We start from the raw sequence: 16,280 nt of genomic DNA on the forward strand, positions 1-16,280 counted from the left end.
CTCCTTCCGGGGACGGGAAGGGCCGGTATCCCGAACGTGGGCCGGTTCCCTCTTGTAACCGGCCCCATCGTGGGACACCATCGGGAGGCATGGAAGACGGAACATCGACGTCACCCGGTTACCGCTGTGATACCGACCCGGGCGGCGAGGACTTCGACTACACGCACTGGGACGCCCGCGAGGACTGCGAGGTCCGGCAGATCCTCGACCGGGTCGCCGACAAGTGGTCGCTGCTGGTGATCGCGCTGCTGGAGCAGCGGTCGCTGCGCTTCACCGAGCTGCGCCGCATGATCGACGGCGTCAGCCAGCGGATGCTCACGCGAACGCTGCGCCATCTGGAGCGCGACGGCCTGGTCCGCCGGACCGTCCACCCGACGGTCCCGCCGCGCGTCGACTACGAGCTGACCGAGCTGGGCGCGACCCTGCACACGACGATCAAGGCGCTCGTCACCTGGACCGAGGAGCACCAGGGCCAGATCGCCAGGGCCCGCGCCGACTACGACGTGCGGGTGGCGGCCGAGCAGGCGGCGGCCGAACGGGCCGACGCCGACCGCGCGGAGGTCGCCCGCCTGGTCCGTCCCCGCTAGCCGTCCGTCCCGCGCGAGGGGTCGCCGGGCCGGAGAACGTCGGTGGAGCGTGCCACAATCGCGACCATGAACACCGTACGGCTCGAACCCTGGACCGAGGCCGACCTGCACGTCCTGCACGCCGCCAACACCCCCGACGCGCGCCGCCACCTCGGCGGCGTCGAGCCCGCCGAGCAGATCCTCTCCCGGCACCGGCGCTACCTGGCCTTCGGCTCGTCCGGACCGGGCGCCATGTACCGCGTGCTCGTCGGTGACGAGCCCGGTTCGGTGGGCGTGATCGGATTCTGGGAGAAGGAGTGGCGGGGCGAGGTCGTCTACGAGACCGGCTGGACGATCGTCCCCGGGTGGCAGGGGAAGGGCATCGCCTCGGCGGCCGGACGGCTCGTGGTGGACGCGGCGCGGGCCGAGGGGCTGCACCGGTACCTGCACGCGTATCCCAGCGTGGACAACGCGGCGTCCAACGTCCTGTGCGGCAGGCTCGGCTTCACCCTGCTGGGCCCCACGGACTTCGAGTTCCCGCCCGGCTCGCTCATGCGCTGCAACGACTGGCGGCTCGACCTCACCGGCTGAGGGGCGCCTCCCCGGCTGTCGTGGAACGTGCCAGAATCGGCGGATGCAGCCGGTACGCCTGGAACCGTGGACCACGGACGGCATCAACGTCCTGCACGCCCTCAACACGCCGGACGCGCGCCGCCACCTCGGCGGCGTCGAGACCCCGGACCGGCTGCTCGAACGGCACCGCCGCTACCTGGACCTGGCCGGGACCGCGCCCGGGATGATGTACCGCGTCCACGCCGGGGACGACGCGGTCGGCCTCATCGGCTTCTGGGAGCGGGAGTGGCGCGACGCCCTGGTCTACGAGACCGGCTGGGCGGTGGTGGCCGAGCACCACGGGCGCGGCATCGCCTCGGCGGCCGGGCGGCTGCTGGTGGACAGGGCCCGCGCTGACGGGCGGCACCGGCACCTGCACGCGTTCTCCTCGGTGGACAACGCGGCGTCCAACGCCCTGTGCGGCAGGCTCGGCTTCACCCTGCTGGGCGCCACGGAACTCGACTTCCCGCCCGGCACCCGGGGGCTCTGGAACGACTGGCGGCTCGACCTCACCGCGTGACGACGGCCTCCGTCAGCGCCGTCAGCGCCGCCTCGGTGGCCGCGTCCGCCGCCAGGCGCACGACGAGCTGCTGTTCGTCGGTCTCGGGCAGCGCCAGGCACTCGTAGAACAGCCGCAGCTCGCCCGCGCGCGGATGCGCCCACCGCTCGACGCCGGTCCGCGCGGGCAGCGCCGACCCCGCGTAGTGGCCGGTGAACGACGGGCCCGCCAGGACGCGCAGCTCGTCGGCCACGTACGCGGCGTGGGTGTCGCCGAGCGACGCGGCCGTCCGCAGCTCGGCGGCGCGCGCGGCCGCGACCGTGTCCCAGTCGGGGAACGCCAGGCGGGCGCGCGGGTCGGTGAAGACGTAGTACGCCAGGCTGGGCGGCTCGCCGTCGAGCAGGCCGAGCGGCCCGGCGAGGCGGGCGAACCCCTCGGTGCGGGCCAGGACCTCCCCGATGCGGCTGACGACCACCGCCGGAGCCGGTTCGAGCGCGGCCAGCAGCGCCCGCACGGCCGGGCGGACGGTGCGGTCGGGTTCGGGGGCGTCCGCGCAGTAGGCGCCGGACGCGACCTTGGACAGCCGGTGCAGGTGCAGCCGCTCGTCGGGGGAGAGCCGCAGCGCCTCGGCGAGCGCGGTGATGATCTCGGGGGACGGACGGCGGTCGCGGCCCTGCTCCAGCCGGGTCAGGTACTCGACGCTGACGCCGGCGAGCGTCGCCAGCTCGGCGCGGCGCAGCCCCGGCGTGCGGCGGCGCGGCCCGGCGGGCAGCCCCGCCAGCTCGGGGGTGAGCGCCTCGCGGCGGGCGCGCAGGAACCCGCCCAGCTCGTTGTCTCCCATGGTCCCGAGGCTATCGGGGTTGCGTGGCCCCGCGAGGGCCAGCCTCACGCCGGTCTCCCTGAGACGGCCGCGGAGCGGCAGGCTCGGTCCCGCAACGAAAGGGGACCATTCATGCGTTACCGCCCACTCGGCCGCACCGGGCTGCGGGTGTCGGAGCTGTTCCTCGGCGCCATGACCTTCCACGACCGCGACCGGATCACCGACTACCGCGCGATCGTGGACACCTACTTCGAGGCGGGCGGCAACGTCGTGGACACCGCCTCCTCGTACGGCGCGAGCGAGGAGATCGTCGGTGAGCTGCTGGCGGGCCGCCGGGACCGGACCGTCCTGGCCACCAAGTACACGCTGACCCGCGACCGCACCGACCCCAACGCGGCGGGCAACCACCGCAAGAACCTCGTCCGGTCGCTGGAAGACAGCCTGCGCGCCCTGCGCACCGATTACATCGACCTGTACTGGGTGCACGTCTGGGACCGGCGCACGCCGGTCGAGGAGACGATGCGGGCGCTGGACGACGCGGTCCGCGCGGGCAAGGTGCTGCACGTCGGCGTCTCCGACGTCCCCGCCTGGGTCGTCGCCCGCGCCAACACGCTCGCGGAGTGGCGCGACTGGACACCGTTCGCGGGCCTCCAGGTGCCCTACAACCTGCTGGAACGCGACGTCGAGCGCGAGCTGCTGCCGATGGCCGAGGGGCTCGGGCTGAGCGTGGCGGCGTGGGCGCCGCTGGCGCGCGGCGTGCTGTCGGGCAAGTTCACCGGCGCGACCCCGGCGGGCGAGACCCGCGTCGATCCCGGCACCCTCACCGACCGCGACCACGCGGTGGCGCGTACCGTCCGCGACGTCGCCACCGAGATCGGCGCGACCCCGGCGCAGGTCGCGCTGGCCTGGACGCGCGCCAAGTACGCCGGTGTGCACCCGCTGGTGGGCGCCCGCACCGCCGCCCAGCTCACCGACAGCCTCGGCGCGGCCGGCCTGACCCTCCCGGACGAGGCCGCCGCCCGCCTGGACGGCGCCGCCGACTTCGCCCTCGGCTTCCCCGGCGACTTCATCGCCCAGTGCGAGGAGTCCCCCTTCGTGTTCGGCGACACCTGCTGGGAGTGACCGCGTGCCGGGCCGGACGGCGGCGGTGTCCGGCCCGGCCACGGATCAGCGGAACTCGAGCGGAGCCGTCGTGGCGTCACCGCCGTCGGTGGCGGCCACGCCGACCACGCACTGGATGCGGCCGCAGTGGATGGAGTGGTACTCGCCGTTGCCGCGGACGCCCTCGAAGTGCTTGCGGACGCTCAACGGCGTGCTGAACGCGCCGCCCTCGTCGGGCGTGAGGCGGACGCGGGTGTTGGGGTCGCAGGCCCACTCCCCGGTGGCCTCGTTGATGACCCCGCACTGCTGGGCGTAGTAGGTGTACTGAGGGTTGAGGCCACGACCGCCCACCCCGACGGCGGTGCTGGAGGCCAGGCCGGTGGACGGATTGGCCGTGATGACGAGCTGCGCGGCGCGCGCCTCCGCCGCCGACGACGGCAGCGGCGCGGACAGGACCGACGCGAGACCCAGCACCAGCACGGCGCCGGGCCTGACGAGGGGAAGGGACACAGGTTCTCCGTTCGATCGGATGATGCGCCCGCACGGGCGGACGGTCGCACTTTCGGTGATGGATTTATCACAAAGAGTGTTTGCCGAGGGCTGTGCCGGGAGAGGGGTGACGGCGGTGCGGTGGAGTGCTCGGTCGCGACCTCTGGCTCATTTCGGGCGAAGGCCGTGCGTACCCGGAACCCGGCGCCAGGCCACGGAACGGACCGGTCGCTCCGTCTCGTCGACGTCCGGTATCCCACCCAGTCGGCACAAGCCGGGTGGCCGGGAGCCGGTGTCGGAGGCGTCGGCGGCCCCGCCGCCGTGTGCGCGACAGGGCGCGTCTCGATGCCGTGACCTGGCGGGACGGTGAGAGAACCGTGCCGATGGTTCCGTCATGAGGTGGCGCTGAGGCCACCCCGGCGGGCGAGGCCGGGTGCCGGACGGGAAGCGTCCGCTACTCGGGCATGCTGGGGGTATGAGTACTTCCTCGCGGCTGCTGGCGTTGCTGTCCTTGCTTCAGACGCCCCGGGAGTGGGCGGGCGGTGAGCTGGCCGGTCGGCTCGGGGTCAGTACCCGCACCGTTCGACGCGACGTGGAGCGGTTGCGCGACCTCGGCTATCCGGTGCGGGCGGCGATGGGACCGGCGGGCGGGTACCGGCTGGTGGCGGGGACGGCGATGCCGCCGCTGCTGCTGGACGACGAGGAGGCCGTGGCGGTCGCCGTCGGGTTGTCGGCCGCCGCGTCGCAGCCGGTCGAGGGCATCGGGGAGGCGTCGGCGCGGGCGCTGGCCAAGCTGGAGCAGGTGCTGCCGTCGCGGCTGCGGCCCCGGCTTGCGGCGCTGACGGCGGCGACCGTGGCGGCGGCGCCGTGGTCGGCCGGGCGGGGGCCGGGCGTCTCGCCGTCCGACCTGGCGGCGCTGGCGGTCGCGGTCGCGGGCCGGGAGCGGCTGCGGTTCTCCTACCGGGCGGCCGACGACGCCGAGACGCGGCGGCTGGTCGAGCCGGAACGGCTGGTGGTGGCGGGCCGCCGCTGGTATCTGCTGGCCTTCGACATCGACCGCGACGACTGGCGCACGTTCCGCGTCGACCGGATCTCCGGACCGCGCGGCATCGGCCAGCGGTCGGCGGGGCGCGCGGTGCCCGGCGGCGACCCGGCCGAGTTCCTGGCCGAGCGGATGGCGGCGCTGGTGCGGCACGTGGAGACGGACGTGACGCTGCGCATGCCCGTCGCGGAGGCCGCGCGGTGGTCGGGCGGCTCGGGGGAGCTGGAGGAGATCGGGCCGGACGAGGTCCGGGTGCGCGGCCACGCCGACGCGGTGGAGTTCGTGGCGATGCGGTTGATCATGAGCGGCCGCCCGTTCACGGTGCACGGGCCGCCGGAGCTGGTGACGTACGTCCGGAATCTCGCCGAGCGGTCCGCCGAGGCGGTCGCGACACCGGGGAATTGAGCCATTTCAACGCGTATGTGGAACATGCACCGAGGATCACGAAATACTCAACGGTATGCTTCCCCCGAATGGCGATAATGCCTGCCTGCCAGGCATCACCTGCTTTTTTAGACTTGTCTTGACGAATGACGGCACGCAACGTTCTGTTCGGTGTAACGTCTGACTTCCTGCAACTCTCACGCGGCGGAGGGGACGGCGTGCTGGGCATTGACGGCTGCCTGAAACAGATCATGGAGATCCCCGGCTCCCACAGCGCGACGCTGGTCGACGGGGCCAGCGGGCTGGCGGTCGCCGCTGCGGGACGCGCCGATCCCGTCGACGAACACGAGGACGCGGCCGGTACGACCGACGTCGTCCGCGCCGTGCTGGCCACCCCGGCGCTCAGCACCACCCGCACCGGCGACGACATCGAGGAGATCATCGTCTGCGGCACGCGCGGCTATCACCTCATCGCACTGATCAACGACGCGTTCGAGGGAAGGCTGTTCTTGCACCTGCTCGTCGACCGCGACAAAGGCAATCTCGCGCTGGCCCGGCTGCGCGTGCGGGAACTGCTCGGTGAAATGGCGGGAGGGGAGGGTGCGTAGCGCGGCGGCGGCCGATCCGGGCGTCGCCCCGGCCCACGCCGACCCCCCGATCGTCACCGCGCTGCGCCGCGCCGAGGCCGACGAGCGCACCGGCGTCCTGCACGCCGGTGACGAGGGCGCGTTCTTCCTCGACCGGGGCGCCGTCACCTATGTGACGAACCGGGCGACGACCGGGCTGGACCGGCTCGTCATGTCGTCCGGCACCGTGTCGGCCGAGGAGTGGGGGCGCGTCCTGCTCGCCGTCGCCGAACGCGACGGCGCGCCGCTGCGCGAGGCCGGCCGCGCCCCCGGCCTCGGCCGGGCGCGGCTGGAGATGTTCGCGCTGCTGGCCGCGTTCGACGCCGCCTCGTCCCTGCTCGGCTCGGCCGCCGAGCCGCGCTTCGAGGCCGGACCGCCGCACTGGCTGGCGCCCGTCTGCCGGATCACGCCCGCGACGCTGGTGCTGGAGCGGACGCGCCGCCGCGACCGGCTCGACGCCGAATGGCCCGACGACCGCGCCGACACCGCCCCCGTGGTGCCGGTGCGGCGGGTGCGGCGGCAGCGCGTCATCCTCACCGGCCTACAGGCCGAGCTGCTGCTCAACGCCGACGGCCACCGCACCGCCGCCGGGCTGGCGCTCGACCTCGGCCGCACCACGTTCGGCTGCCTGCTCGCCGTCCGGGCGCTGGCGGCGGCGCGGCTGATCGAACGGCCCGGACCCGCCGTCCGTCCCGTCGCCCCGGCGCTCGCGACGGCGCCCGCGCCGGGCGAGCCGCCCGCGTTCTGGACGCCGCCCGACCACGACGTGCTGGTCCGGCTGCGCGCCGCGCTGGAGGAGCTTGCGTGACCCCGCGGAAGAGACGGCTGGGTGAACTGATGAGGAGGCCCGTGAAACTGCCGCCGCCCGACCCCGACCCCGCCGTGCGCGCCGAACTGCACGCGCTGCGCGACCGCCTCCCCGACCTCGTCGGCAGCCTCGTCGCGTCGTCGGACGGGCTGCTCGTCGCGCACGACCTGCCCCCCGACCTGGAACCCGACGGCCTCGCGGCGCTGACCGCCTCCCAGCTCGGTCTCTCGCACCGGCTCGCCTCCACCGCGCACGGTGGAGCGTTCCGCGAGGTCGTCGTGCACGGCACCGGCGGCCACGTGGTGATCTACGCGGCCGGGTGGACGGCGTCGCTGACCGTGCTGGCCGCACCCGCCGTGAACGTCGGCCGGCTCCACCTGGAGTCGCGCCCCGTCGCCCGCGCCATCGCGGGCCTCCTGGCCGCCCCCGGCGGTCCCGAACCCCAACGGAAGGACGCACGATGAGCAACCTGGACACCGCCCTCAAGGAGATGATGGACATCGACGGCGCGGTCGGCGCCGCCGTCGTCGACTACAGCAGCGGCATGGCGCTCGGCATGCTCGGCAGCTCCAAGAACCTCGACCTCCAGGTCGCCGCGGCGGGCAACACCGAGGTCGTGCGGGCCAAGCTGCGCACGATGGAGCAGCTCAACCTCAAGGAGGAGATCGAGGACATCCTCATCTCCCTGTCCGGGCAGTACCACATCATCCGCCCGGTGACCGGCCGCAAGTCCGCCGGCCTGTTCATGTACATGGCGCTGGACCGCAACCGCGCCAACCTCGCCCTGGCCCGCCACCGGCTGCGCTCGATCGAGGAGACGCTGGAGGTCTGACGCGCCGGCGCCCCGGCCCGGCGCGGTGGCCGGGGCGTCAGCGCGCCAGCACGCCGTTCTCGAACGTGCGGACGACGTGCGCGACGACGCCGTGCCGGGGCAGCACGCCCTGCTCGGCCAGCTCGACGCCGGTGTAGACCAGCGCCCACAGGACGTTCTGCACCCAGACGGGTTCGACGTCCGGGTCGAGGACGCCCGCGGCCTGGCCGCGCGTGACCAGGTCGAGCATCGGGTCCTGGACGGGCGGGCAGTCCGGGTCGTCGGCGGGCGTCCCGTGACCGGCCAGGACGTCCGGATCGCCCCACAGGAAGCGGATACGGTCTCCGGCCGCGACGTATCCGGCGATGAGCCGCCGCAGCGCCTCCAGCGGCGTCCCCTGGTCGAGCCGCGCGTCGGCCCCGGCCCGCTCGACGACCTCCAGCGAGTCCTCCACGACGGCCCGGACCAGGTCGTCCCGCTCCGGGAAGTACCGGTGCACGGTGCTGCGCCCGACGTCGGCGGCGCGTGCGATGTCGGCGACGGTCGCGGCCCGGTCCCGCGCCAGGACCGCCGCCGCGGCGGCGAGAATGGCCCGCCGCGTCCGCCCGCGCACCCCGGTCACGCTCTCAGTCATGGCCCACACCTACCACCCCGGGGCGCCGCGCGCCGACGAGGCCGTCGCCGAGGCCGCTGCGCCGGTAGAGGACCTGCCGCCCGTCGCGGGCGCGGGTGACCAGCCCGGTCGCGTGCAGCACCTTGAGGTGCTGCGACACGGCGCTGGGGGTGACGCGGAGCCTGCGGGCGAGTTCGACGGTGGGCAGCGGCTCGTCCAGGAGGCCGAGCAGCGTCGCCTTCGGCACGCCCACCAGGGACGTCAGCGCGGAGACGTCGGCCACCGGCGCGGAATGCCACAGCGTCGCCACGCCCCGGCACGGATAGCCGAGCACCGGCGCCTCGTCCGCGCCGACCGGCGGCGCGGGCTTGTGCGCGAACACCGACGGGACGAGCAGCAGCCCCCGGCCCGACGACGCGGCACGGTAGCCCGCGCCGATGGTCCGGTCGATGGACAGGACGCCGTCGTGCCAGCGCAGGTGCGGGTGGATGTCGGCGAACAGCGCCCGCGCGCCGCCGACCGCGAGCCGCCGCGCCCGGTAGGTCATGTCGGCCTCCAGCACCAGGCGCATCTGCGGCCACGCCGGTCGGAGCGCGACCGTCCAGTACCGGTGCAGCAGGTCGCAGACGGTGTCGCGGAGCCGGGCGACGGACGCGTCGTCGCCGGTGGCGGCGTCCCGCAGCGGCGCCGGAAGGGGCTCGGGGGCGTGCGCGGCCGCCAGGTCGCGGCGGACCAGCGCGGGGGAGGCGCGGCGGACGACGGCCAGTTCCTCGTCGAACGCGGCGGCGAACGTCGCCGGGCGCGGGGTGAGGAAGTCGGGGAGGGTGCGCCGCGCCGCGACCAGCGACAGCAGCAGCCCGGTGTCGAGCCCGCCGAGCCGGGCGAGCGCGGCCCGCCGCCACGGGAGGTGCAGCGCCGACAGCCCCGGTTCGCGCAGGACGCGCAGGCTGAGCACCGTCTCGTACAGCGGCGAGAGCGCGAACCGCGTGTCCGCGAGGTCCTCGACGCCCAGCTCAAAGGTGATCATTAAGCTCCAGGCTACCGTGCTGGGCGGCGGCGCCCGGGTGGCGTGGACTGCCGGGCATGACGACCACGGCACCGGCACGCGCCGACGCGATGAGCACCCGCCTGCTGCTGCTCCTGTCCCTCGCCTGCGCCGTCGGGGTGGGCAACCTCTACTTCCCGCAGGCGATCACCCCGCTGATCGCCGCCGGGCTGGACGTGCCGCCCGGCGCGGCGGCGCCGGTGGTGACCGCGATCCAGCTCGGCTACACCGCCGGGATCTTCCTGCTGGTGCCGCTCGGGGACCGGCTGCCCGGGCGTCCGTTCCTCGTCGCGCTGCTCGCCGTCGCGGGCGCGGGCCTGCTGCTGGCGGCGGCGGCCCCGGCGCTGCCGGTGCTGGTGGCGGCGAGCGCGCTGGTCGGCGTCGCGACGATCGCGGCGCAGGTCATCGCGCCGATGGCGGCGGGGCTGGTGGACGGCGGGCGCCGGGGCACGGTGCTCGGGACGCTGCTGAGCGGGTCGATGGCCGGGATGCTGCTGGCCCGCGCCTTCGGCGGGACGCTCGGGGAGTGGCTGGGCTGGCGCGCGCCCTATCTGGCGGCGGCCGTGGTGGTGCTGCTGCTGGCGGGGGTGCTGGCGTTCGTCCTGCCGGTCACCGTTCCGGCGGCGCGCGGCGGCCGCCCGTCCCTTCTGGACCCGCTGCGCCTGCTGCGGGCCGAGCCGGAGCTGCGCCGCTCGTGCCTGTACCAGGCGGCGGCCTTCGGCGGCTTCTCGGCCGTCTGGACGTGCGTCGCCCTGCTCCTCACCGGCCCGGTCTACGGGCTGGACACCCGCGCCGTGGGCCTGCTCGCCCTGGTCGGGGCGGCCACGATCGCGTGCACGCCCCTGGCGGGACGCCTGGTGGACCGCCGGGGCGCCGACGCGGTCACCCTGGTCTGCCTGCTCGGCCTCCTGGCCGCGGCGGCGATCCTCGCGGCGGGCGCGCGCGGGGGCACGGTGGGGCTGGTGGCCCTGACCGCCGGGACGCTCGTGCTGGACGTGGCGATGCAGTCGGGTACGGTCGCCAACCAGTCCCGCGTCCTGGCGCTGCGCGCCGACGCGCGCGGCAGGCTCAACACGGCCTACATGACGTGCTCCTACCTGGGCGGGACGGCGGGCTCCTGGGCGGGCCTGCGCCTCTACGCTCACCTGGGCTGGACGGGCGTCTGCGCCCTGGTCGCCGTCGCGGCCGCCGTCGCGCTGACGCGGCACCTGGCCGCGCTGAGGGCGGGTGAGAGGCTGGGAGGCGAAGCGGACGCGCGACGTCGGAAGGGGTGAGCGCGGTGGACGAGGCCGGACGGGTGATCTACGGGTGCATGGGGCTCGGCGGCGAGTGGAACGCCGAGACCTACGGCGCCGCCGAGATCGAGCACGCGGAGGCGGTCGTGCAGGCGGCGCTGGACAGCGGGATCACCGCGTTCGACCACGCCGACATCTACGGCCGGGGCAAGGCCGAGGCGGTGTTCGGGGAGGTGCTGGCGCGGTCGCCGGGACTGCGGGAGCGGATCACCGTGCAGACCAAGTGCGGCATCCGGCTCGCCGCGAACGGACGCGCGGGCCACTACGACCTGCGCGGCGCGAGCATCGGCGCCCGGGTGCGGGAGAGCCTGGAACGGCTGCGGGTGGACGCCGTCGACGTCCTGCTGCTGCACCGGCCCGACCCGCTGGCCGATCCGCGCGACGTCGCCGCCGCGCTCTCCGCCCTGCACGCCGAGGGGCGCGTCCGCGCGGTCGGGGTGTCGAACATGAGCGCCGCGCAGATCACCGCGCTCCAGGCCGAACTCGACCTGCCCGTCGTCGCGGACCAGCTCGAAATGAGCCTGCACAGCCGGGCGTGGGTCGAGCAGGGCGTCCTGGTCAACACCCCCGCCGCCGCCGACGTCGGGTTCTCCGACGGCACCCTGGAGCACTGCCGCGCGCACGGGATCACGCTCCAGGCGTGGGGCGCGCTGGCGCGGGGCCGCTACACCGGCCGCCAGGAGACGCCCGAGGAGCACGCCACCGCGCGGCTCGTCGCCGGCCTGGCCGACCGCAAGGGCACCACGCCCGAGACGATCGTGCTGTGGTGGCTGCGGCGGCATCCGGCGGGGATCGTGCCCGTCATCGGCACCGCGCGGCCCGACCGCGTCCGCGCCTGCCGCGACGCCGCCACCCGCGACCCGGCCCTCACCCACGAGGAGTGGTACGGGCTGTGGCTGGCCGCGCGGGGACGTCCGCTGCCGTGATCGGAAAATTTCTTCTCGGGTGGTGTCCATCCGGGCGGGGCCCGTTCGTGGAGAGGGCACACGACGACGAAGGAGATCCACCATGAAGTACATGCTGCTGATCCAGGCCGAGTCCGCCGACATGGACAACACCTGCACCGTGCAGGACTGGGTCGCCTACGACAAGGAGGTCGGCGCCGCCGGCATCCTCGTCTCGTCCGAGTCGCTGGCCGACCTGACGACCGCCACCACCGTCCAGGTGGACGCGGCGGGGGAGCGGACCGTGACCGACGGCCCGTTCGCCGAGACCCGTGAGGTCCTCGGCGGCTTCTACGTCATCGACGTCCCCGACCTGGACGCCGCGCTGGACTGGGCGGCGCGCTGCCCCGGCTCGCACGGCGGCGGCGCGATCACCGTCCGCCCGATCGCCGACTTCGCCTGACGCCGGTGGAGCACGGGCGGGACGCCGCGCACGCGACCGTCGAGGCGGTCTTCCGTGAGGAGCACGGGCGCCTCCTCGCGGCGCTGGTGCGCCGGTTCGGGGATCTGGACCTGGCCGAGGAGGTCGCCGCCGAGGCGGTCGAGACCGCGCTGGCGCGCTGGCCCCGCGACGGCGTCCCGCCCAACCCCGGCGCCTGGCTGATGACGACGGCCCGGCGCCGGGCCGTGGACCGGCTGCGCCGCGACCGCGTCTACGCGGCGCGGCTGGCCGTCCTGCAGGCCGACGCCGAGCGCGGAGCGGCGCCCGTCGCGTCCGACGACGGTTTCCCCGACGAGCGGCTGGCGCTGTTCTTCACCTGCGCGCATCCGGCGCTGCCCGCCGAGGACCGGGGCGCGCTGACGCTGCGGTTCCTGGCCGGGCTGACGACGGCCGAGGTGGCGCGGGCGTATCTCGTGCCGGTGGCGACGATGGCCAAGCGCCTCGTCCGCGCCAAGCACAAGATCGGCGCGGCGCGCATCCCGTTCCGGGTGCCGGGCCCGGCCGAGCTGCCGGACCGGCTGCCCGGCGTCCTGCAGGCCGTCTACTCGATCTTCACCGAGGGGTACGCGGCCAGCACCGGCCCCGAGCTTCAGCGTCCCGGCCTGGCCGAGGAGGCGATCCGGCTGGCCCGCATCCTGCGGCGGCTGCTGCCGGACGAGCGGGAACCGGCGGGACTGCTGGGCCTGATGCTGCTCGTCCACGCCCGCCGTCATGCCCGGATCGGCGCGGACGGCGCGCTGGTGCTGCTGGCCGACCAGGACCGCTCGCGCTGGGACCATCCGATGATCGAGGAGGGCCGGGCGCTGGTCGTCGCGGCCCTGACCGGCGGCCCGCCGGGCCCCTACGGCGTCGAGGCGGCGATCGCGGCCGTGCACGACGAGGCGCCGGACCTGGCCGCGACCGACTGGCCGCAGATCGTCGCCCTGTACGACGTGCTGCTGACACTGACCCCGTCGCCGGTGGTGGCGCTGAACCGCGCGGTGGCCGTGGCGATGCGCGACGGCCCGGCGGCGGGGCTGGCGCTGCTGGACGAGCTGGCGGACGAGCCCCGGTTGCGCGGGCACCACCCTTACGCGGCCGCCCGCGCGGACCTGCTGTGCCGCCTGGGCCGGACCGCCGAGGCGGCGCAGGCGTACCGCGAGGCGCTGGCCCTGGCGGGGACCGAGCCCGAGCGGGCCCATCTGCGCCGCGAACTGGCCGCCGTCGAGCGCTGAACGGATCTCTTGACACCTTCGGTGGAACGTATGGCACTCTAAATGAGACATCAGAGTCCCAAAATGGTTCACCGGAGGTGTGCATGGGTGGCACGACGGCGGCGCTGACCGCCGAGAACGTCCGCAAGCGCTACGGCCGCGCCGACGCGCTCGCGGGCATCGACCTGACCGTCCCCGAGGGCACGGTCTGCGGGCTGCTCGGCCCCAACGGCGCGGGCAAGACCACGGCCGTGCGGATCTTCGCGACGCTGCTGCGCGCCGACGCCGGGCGCGTCACCGTCGCCGGGCACGACGTCGCCGCCGACGCCGCGCGGGTCCGGCGGTGCGTCGGGCTGGCCGGGCAGACGCCCGCCGTCGACGAGATCCTCGACGGCCGCGAGAACCTGGTCATGTGGGGACGGCTGCACCACCTGACCCCGGCGGCCGCGCGGCGCCGCGCCGACGAACTGCTCGACCGGTTCGGACTCGCGGAGGCGGGCCGCAAGCGCGTCGCGCGGTACTCCGGCGGGATGCGCCGCCGCCTGGACCTGGCGGCGAGCTTCGTCCGGGCGCCGCGCGTGCTGTTCCTGGACGAGCCGACCACCGGCCTCGACCCGCGCAACCGCAACGAGGTGTGGGCGGCGATCCGCGACCTGGTCGCGGGCGGCACGACCGTCCTGCTGACGACCCAGTACCTGGAGGAGGCCGACCGGCTCGCCGGGCAGATCGTCGTCCTGGACCGGGGCCGCGTCATCGCCGACGACAGCCCGGCCCGGCTCAAGTCGGCGGTCGGCGGCGACCGCGTGGAGGTGGTGCTGTGCGACCCGTCCGACCTGGCCGCCGCCACCGGCGTCGTCGCCCGCACCACCGGTGCCGCGCCGGACGTGGACGCGGGCGAGCTGCGCGTCAGCGCGCCCGTCCGCGACCGGATCGCCGCGCTCACGGCCGTCCTGTCGGGCCTGGCCGACGCGGACGTGCGGGTCGCGGACGCGGCGCTGCGCCGGCCCACGCTGGACGAGGTCTTCCTGAGACTGACCGGCCACCAGGCGGCGGAGGCGGCGTGACCCTCGCACCCCCCGCCGCCGCTCCCGGCCCGGCCCGGGAGCGCCTGCGCTGGACGCTGTCCGACGCCTGGACGGTCGCCCGCCGCGACCTGCTCCACTGGGTCCGCAGCCCCGCCGCGCTCGGCTACCAGCTCGCCTGGCCGATCGGCCTGGTGCTCATGATCGGGTACGTGTTCGGGAGCGCCATGGTCGTCGAGGGCGGCGGCGACTACCGCGCGTTCCTCATGCCGGGCCTGTTCGCGCAGTCGATGGTGTTCGGGGTGGCGACCACGCTGACGATCGTCGCGACGGACGCGGCGCGCGGCGTCACCGACCGGTTCCGCACGACGCCGATGTCGCCGTCGGCGCCGGTGCTCGGCCGCAGCGTCGCGGACCTGGTCAACTCGGTGCTCGAACTGGCCATCCTGGCCGGGTGCGCGCTGGTGGTCGGCTGGAGGTTCCACGAGGGTCCGCTGCGGGCGCTGGCGGCCCTGGCGCTGCTGCTGCTCCTGCGGTTCTCGCTGACGTGGGTCGGAATCGTCGTCGGGCTCATGATCAGGCCCGAGGCGGCGGGCGGCGCGTGGGCGCCGCTGTTCCCGATCACGATGATCTCCGGCACGTTCGTGTCGCCCGCGCAGATGCCGGGCTGGCTCGGCGTCGTCGCGGAGTGGAACCCCGTCACCGCGACGGTGACGGCGGTGCGCGGGCTGTTCGGCAACCCGGGTGTCGGCGGCGCGTCGTTCGCGGCCGACCACGCGCTGTGGCTCGCCGTCCTCTATCCGCTGCTGATCACGGCGGTGTTCCTGCCCCTGGCGGTGCGCCGGTCCCAGCGGCGGGACCGGTGAGCGGCCGGGCGCGGGCCGCGCGGCCCGCGCCCGGCCGGGACGTCACCGTCCCCAGGTGTCGCGGTCGGAGTACATCCGGCGCTGCGCCTTGGCGATGGTCTTCCAGCGGCGCTCGTGCTCGGCGCGCAGCCGGGCGTCGCCGCGCCGGGCCGCCCACGCGTTCTCGCGCTCCAGCTTGCGGTAGCTGGCCAGGCGGCGTTCGGGCAGGTCGCCGTCGGTGACGGCCGCCTGGACGGCGCAGCCGGGTTCGGCGTCGTGGGCACAGTCGTGGAACCGGCAGTGCCCGGCCAGTTCCTCGATGTCGGCGAACGCGGCGGCCAGGCCGCCGGCGGCGTCGAACAGGCCCACGGCGCGCAGGCCGGGGGTGTCGATGAGCACGCCGCCGTCCGGCAGCGGCACCAGCTCGCGGCGGACGGTGGTGTGGCGTCCCTTGCCGTCGACGGCGCGCACCGCGCCGACCGCGAGGCGGTCGGCGCCCAGCAGCGCGTTGCCGAGCGTGGACTTGCCCGCGCCCGAGGTGCCCAGCAGCACGACGGTGCCGGTGAGCGCCGCCGCGACGGCGTCCAGGCCGGTGCCGTCCAGGGAGTTGACGGTCAGGACGTCGACGCCCGGCGCGGCCCGGCCGACCTCGGCGGCGTCGCCGTCGGGGTCGGGGCTGCGGTCGGCCTTGGTGAGCACGACGACGGGCCGGGCGCCGCTCTCCCAGGCCAGCGCGAGCATCCGCTCGACGCGGCCGAGGTCGACGGCGGTCTCCAGCGAGACCGTGACGGCGACGGTGTCGACGTTGGCGGCGAGCACCTGGCCGTGCGAGGTGCGGTCGGCGGACGCCCGCACGATCGCCGTGGCGCGGGGGAGCAGCGCGACGATCGCCGGATCGTCGCCGGGCCGCAGCGCCGCCCAGTCCCCGGTGCAGGGCGCCAGACCCGCGCCGGTGGCGGCGTTGACGGGCCCGTCGGCGGTCAGGAGGTCGCACCGGCCGCGGTCCACGGCGGCGACGCGGGCGGGCACGAGCCCGGCGGTGGCGTGGTCGGTGAAGGAGTCGGTGAGCCGGTCGTTCCAGCCCAGGTTGGACAGAGCGTGCGAAGACGCGAAGGACACGGTG

At 75.2% G+C, this 16,280-nt stretch carries 20 protein-coding genes; 15 read left to right on the forward strand and 5 right to left on the reverse strand.

All coding sequences use genetic code 11. From position 1 onward, the window contains the following. Nucleotides 1-89 precede the first annotated feature (89 nt). From C229_RS0117130 to C229_RS0117140, 3 genes are all read left to right on the forward strand, one after another. Nucleotides 90-587, forward strand: coding sequence for a winged helix-turn-helix transcriptional regulator (locus C229_RS0117130; RefSeq protein ID WP_018656313.1), 498 nt, complete (start codon nucleotides 90-92; stop codon nucleotides 585-587). 66 nt (nucleotides 588-653) lie between these two features. Continuing rightward, entirely contained in the window at nucleotides 654-1,157 is a 504-nt protein-coding gene (locus C229_RS0117135) for a GNAT family N-acetyltransferase (RefSeq protein WP_018656314.1), read from the forward strand. A 43-nt stretch (nucleotides 1,158-1,200) separates the two neighbouring features. Next, nucleotides 1,201-1,698 (forward strand): GNAT family N-acetyltransferase, encoded by a 498-nt coding sequence (locus tag C229_RS0117140; protein WP_018656315.1) that lies wholly within the window; start codon nucleotides 1,201-1,203, stop codon nucleotides 1,696-1,698. On the opposite strand, the gene C229_RS0117145 is transcribed toward C229_RS0117140, so the two are convergent. Beyond that, nucleotides 1,688-2,518: a helix-turn-helix domain-containing protein gene (locus tag C229_RS0117145; RefSeq protein ID WP_018656316.1), complete on the reverse strand. Its 831-nt coding sequence runs from the start codon at nucleotides 2,516-2,518 to the stop codon at nucleotides 1,688-1,690. The genes C229_RS0117140 and C229_RS0117145 overlap by 11 nt on opposite strands. Before the next feature lie 111 nt (nucleotides 2,519-2,629). On the opposite strand from C229_RS0117145, the gene C229_RS0117150 reads away from it, so the two are divergent. Next, nucleotides 2,630-3,619, forward strand: a complete 990-nt coding sequence (locus C229_RS0117150; RefSeq protein ID WP_018656317.1) for an aldo/keto reductase — start codon at nucleotides 2,630-2,632, stop codon at nucleotides 3,617-3,619. 45 nt (nucleotides 3,620-3,664) lie between these two features. Here the strand turns inward: C229_RS0117150 and C229_RS0117155 are convergent, their stop codons facing one another. Then, entirely contained in the window at nucleotides 3,665-4,108 is a 444-nt protein-coding gene (locus tag C229_RS0117155) for an enediyne antibiotic chromoprotein (RefSeq protein WP_018656318.1), read from the reverse strand. A gap of 454 nt (nucleotides 4,109-4,562) precedes the next feature. On the opposite strand from C229_RS0117155, the gene C229_RS0117160 reads away from it, so the two are divergent. The 5 genes from C229_RS0117160 (at nucleotide 4,563) to C229_RS0117180 (ending at nucleotide 7,779) form a co-directional block, all read left to right on the forward strand. Continuing rightward, nucleotides 4,563-5,534: a helix-turn-helix transcriptional regulator gene (locus C229_RS0117160; protein WP_026313881.1), complete on the forward strand. Its 972-nt coding sequence runs from the start codon at nucleotides 4,563-4,565 to the stop codon at nucleotides 5,532-5,534. Between the two features lie 125 nt (nucleotides 5,535-5,659). Continuing rightward, nucleotides 5,660-6,121 (forward strand): roadblock/LC7 domain-containing protein, encoded by a 462-nt coding sequence (locus C229_RS0117165; RefSeq protein ID WP_240487316.1) that lies wholly within the window; start codon nucleotides 5,660-5,662, stop codon nucleotides 6,119-6,121. After that, entirely contained in the window at nucleotides 6,114-6,947 is an 834-nt protein-coding gene (locus C229_RS30960) for a hypothetical protein (protein WP_018656321.1), read from the forward strand. The genes C229_RS0117165 and C229_RS30960 overlap by 8 nt, the downstream gene beginning before the upstream one ends. 41 nt (nucleotides 6,948-6,988) lie before the next feature. Then, on the forward strand, nucleotides 6,989-7,411 hold the full coding sequence (locus C229_RS30965) for a roadblock/LC7 domain-containing protein (RefSeq protein WP_018656322.1): 423 nt from the start codon (nucleotides 6,989-6,991) through the stop codon (nucleotides 7,409-7,411). Beyond that, nucleotides 7,408-7,779: a hypothetical protein gene (locus tag C229_RS0117180; RefSeq protein WP_018656323.1), complete on the forward strand. Its 372-nt coding sequence runs from the start codon at nucleotides 7,408-7,410 to the stop codon at nucleotides 7,777-7,779. Before C229_RS30965 ends, C229_RS0117180 begins: the two co-directional genes overlap by 4 nt. Before the next feature lie 37 nt (nucleotides 7,780-7,816). Here the strand turns inward: C229_RS0117180 and C229_RS0117185 are convergent, their stop codons facing one another. Together C229_RS0117185 and C229_RS0117190 are read right to left on the reverse strand one after the other, a co-directional pair. After that, nucleotides 7,817-8,392 carry a TetR/AcrR family transcriptional regulator gene (locus C229_RS0117185; protein ID WP_033424474.1) on the reverse strand — a complete coding sequence of 192 codons (576 nt, stop codon included), beginning with the start codon at nucleotides 8,390-8,392 and terminating at the stop codon, nucleotides 7,817-7,819. After that, on the reverse strand, nucleotides 8,385-9,398 hold the full coding sequence (locus tag C229_RS0117190; RefSeq protein WP_018656325.1) for an ArsR/SmtB family transcription factor: 1,014 nt from the start codon (nucleotides 9,396-9,398) through the stop codon (nucleotides 8,385-8,387). Before C229_RS0117190 ends, C229_RS0117185 begins: the two co-directional genes overlap by 8 nt. Before the next feature lie 56 nt (nucleotides 9,399-9,454). Here C229_RS0117190 and C229_RS0117195 point away from each other — a divergent pair, with 56 nt between their 5' ends. From C229_RS0117195 to C229_RS0117220, 6 genes are all read left to right on the forward strand, one after another. After that, complete coding sequence (locus C229_RS0117195; protein ID WP_018656326.1) at nucleotides 9,455-10,690, forward strand: MFS transporter; 1,236 nt, start codon at nucleotides 9,455-9,457, stop codon at nucleotides 10,688-10,690. Between the two features lie 5 nt (nucleotides 10,691-10,695). Beyond that, a complete protein-coding gene (locus tag C229_RS0117200; protein WP_018656327.1) occupies nucleotides 10,696-11,637 on the forward strand; it encodes an aldo/keto reductase in 942 nt (313 codons plus the stop codon). An 82-nt stretch (nucleotides 11,638-11,719) separates the two neighbouring features. Next, a complete protein-coding gene (locus C229_RS0117205) occupies nucleotides 11,720-12,058 on the forward strand; it encodes a YciI family protein (protein ID WP_018656328.1) in 339 nt (112 codons plus the stop codon). A 5-nt stretch (nucleotides 12,059-12,063) separates the two neighbouring features. After that, the gene (locus tag C229_RS0117210) at nucleotides 12,064-13,311 is read left to right on the forward strand and encodes an RNA polymerase sigma factor (protein ID WP_018656329.1); all 1,248 of its coding nucleotides are present in this window, start codon (nucleotides 12,064-12,066) and stop codon (nucleotides 13,309-13,311) included. 83 nt (nucleotides 13,312-13,394) lie between these two features. Then, nucleotides 13,395-14,354 carry a daunorubicin resistance protein DrrA family ABC transporter ATP-binding protein gene (locus C229_RS0117215; protein WP_018656330.1) on the forward strand — a complete coding sequence of 320 codons (960 nt, stop codon included), beginning with the start codon at nucleotides 13,395-13,397 and terminating at the stop codon, nucleotides 14,352-14,354. Next, nucleotides 14,351-15,178 (forward strand): ABC transporter permease, encoded by an 828-nt coding sequence (locus C229_RS0117220; protein WP_018656331.1) that lies wholly within the window; start codon nucleotides 14,351-14,353, stop codon nucleotides 15,176-15,178. The genes C229_RS0117215 and C229_RS0117220 overlap by 4 nt, the downstream gene beginning before the upstream one ends. A 42-nt stretch (nucleotides 15,179-15,220) precedes the next feature. On the opposite strand, the gene rsgA is transcribed toward C229_RS0117220, so the two are convergent. Beyond that, nucleotides 15,221-16,276 carry a ribosome small subunit-dependent GTPase A gene (gene rsgA / locus C229_RS0117225; RefSeq protein ID WP_018656332.1) on the reverse strand — a complete coding sequence of 352 codons (1,056 nt, stop codon included), beginning with the start codon at nucleotides 16,274-16,276 and terminating at the stop codon, nucleotides 15,221-15,223. Between the last annotated feature and the right edge of the window lie 4 nt (nucleotides 16,277-16,280).

The sequence above is a fragment of the Actinomadura flavalba DSM 45200 genome (assembly GCF_000374305.1).
In the GTDB taxonomy this organism is placed as follows: domain Bacteria; phylum Actinomycetota; class Actinomycetes; order Streptosporangiales; family Streptosporangiaceae; genus Spirillospora; species Spirillospora flavalba.

Coding starts and splice junctions, on each gene's coding strand:
- C229_RS0117215 (WP_018656330.1), top strand. CDS start 13,395: ATGGGTGGCACGACGGCGGCGCTGACCGCCGAGAACGTCCGCAAGCGC.
- C229_RS0117145 (WP_018656316.1), bottom strand. CDS start 2,518: ATGGGAGACAACGAGCTGGGCGGGTTCCTGCGCGCCCGCCGCGAGGCG.
- C229_RS0117185 (WP_033424474.1), bottom strand. CDS start 8,392: ATGACTGAGAGCGTGACCGGGGTGCGCGGGCGGACGCGGCGGGCCATT.
- C229_RS0117180 (WP_018656323.1), top strand. CDS start 7,408: ATGAGCAACCTGGACACCGCCCTCAAGGAGATGATGGACATCGACGGC.
- C229_RS0117135 (WP_018656314.1), top strand. CDS start 654: ATGAACACCGTACGGCTCGAACCCTGGACCGAGGCCGACCTGCACGTC.
- C229_RS0117160 (WP_026313881.1), top strand. CDS start 4,563: ATGAGTACTTCCTCGCGGCTGCTGGCGTTGCTGTCCTTGCTTCAGACG.
- C229_RS0117150 (WP_018656317.1), top strand. CDS start 2,630: ATGCGTTACCGCCCACTCGGCCGCACCGGGCTGCGGGTGTCGGAGCTG.
- C229_RS0117195 (WP_018656326.1), top strand. CDS start 9,455: ATGACGACCACGGCACCGGCACGCGCCGACGCGATGAGCACCCGCCTG.
- C229_RS0117190 (WP_018656325.1), bottom strand. CDS start 9,398: ATGATCACCTTTGAGCTGGGCGTCGAGGACCTCGCGGACACGCGGTTC.
- C229_RS0117130 (WP_018656313.1), top strand. CDS start 90: ATGGAAGACGGAACATCGACGTCACCCGGTTACCGCTGTGATACCGAC.
- C229_RS0117140 (WP_018656315.1), top strand. CDS start 1,201: ATGCAGCCGGTACGCCTGGAACCGTGGACCACGGACGGCATCAACGTC.
- C229_RS0117205 (WP_018656328.1), top strand. CDS start 11,720: ATGAAGTACATGCTGCTGATCCAGGCCGAGTCCGCCGACATGGACAAC.
- C229_RS0117165 (WP_240487316.1), top strand. CDS start 5,660: ATGACGGCACGCAACGTTCTGTTCGGTGTAACGTCTGACTTCCTGCAA.